Origin of the sequence: Microbulbifer aggregans (genome assembly GCF_020524005.1) — a bacterium.
Classification (GTDB): Bacteria; Pseudomonadota; Gammaproteobacteria; order Pseudomonadales; family Cellvibrionaceae; genus Microbulbifer; species Microbulbifer aggregans_A.
Genome location: NZ_JAIVKK010000042.1, coordinates 1 through 1,114 on the forward strand (window position 1 = coordinate 1; position 1,114 = coordinate 1,114).

Below are 1,114 nucleotides of genomic sequence, written 5' to 3' on the forward strand. Positions count from 1 at the left end.
CTTCTAGCCGTGAGATCCAATGGCAGTGCGAACACAATATTATTTTCAAGGCATTATCGTGCGACAGCGTGCCTCACTTCACCAGCATCGCTAGCTTCGTGAGTAGCTATCCCGACGCCGTCGAATCGGTATTTGAACAGGTTTTGATGGTTTGCGATCAGGAGGGGCTGTTGGGCAACGAGCTTTTTGCGATTGATGGCTGCAAGATGTCCTCCAACGCCAGTAAAGCGCATTCAGGGACCTTCAAAGAGCTTGAACAAAAGCAGGCGAAGATTCGAAAGAAGATTCGTCATTGTCTGTCGGAGCATAAGAAGCTGGACGGTAGGAAGCCAGCGGAGCGAGAGCGCAAGCAGCGGCTTGAACAGATGAACAAGACCTTGGAGCAGCATTTCGAGAAAATCGATAAGTTCCTAAAGACGCAAGCCCCAAGGATGGGGCAAGGCAAAAAACCAAAAGAAGTAAAAAGTAACATCACCGACAATGAGTCGGCCAAGATGACCACGAGCAAGGGCACGATACAAGGCTATAACGGCATTGCGGCGGTCGATAAGAAACACCAAATCATCGTGGAGGCGCAGGCTTTCGGCGAAGGTCAGGAAACCCATACGTTAAAGCCTATTCTCGACGGTATTAATAAGCGCTATCGGAATGCGGGAATTGCCGACGAGATTCTCGCGGATCAAGTCATCGTCACGGCGGACACCGGATTCTCCAGCGAATCCAATAATGACCTGCTGAGAAATGAAGGCATCAACGCTTACATCCCTGACAACCAGTTTCGCTCCCGCGACAAGGCGTTTGCCAAGCAAAAAGAGAAGCACGGCAAGCGACATCAAGATACCGTAAAGGGCTTTAGGCAGGTACTGCCTGCAAGCGAATTCAAGCTGAATAAAAGAAGCAAGTCTTGTATCTGTCCCGCTGGCAATGAAATGTTGCTCTATCGAGAGGAGCGTATCAGTGAAGGAAAGCAAAAGCTCTTCTTTGAAGGGCGACTCACAGACTGCCGACATTGCCCGCTCAAAAACCAGTGCATGCGTAATCCCGCATCGGCGGATACACGCGATGGACACGGCCGGCAGGTGTCTTTTACCTGGACAAACGGAAAGACGGCGAC

At 50.6% G+C, this 1,114-nt stretch carries 1 protein-coding gene; it reads left to right on the forward strand.

Annotated elements, in window-relative coordinates; all coding sequences use genetic code 11:
* Positions 1 to 1,114 (forward strand): transposase (locus tag LC093_RS20215; RefSeq protein WP_226669321.1); only part of this gene is annotated, 1,114 nt, incomplete at both ends.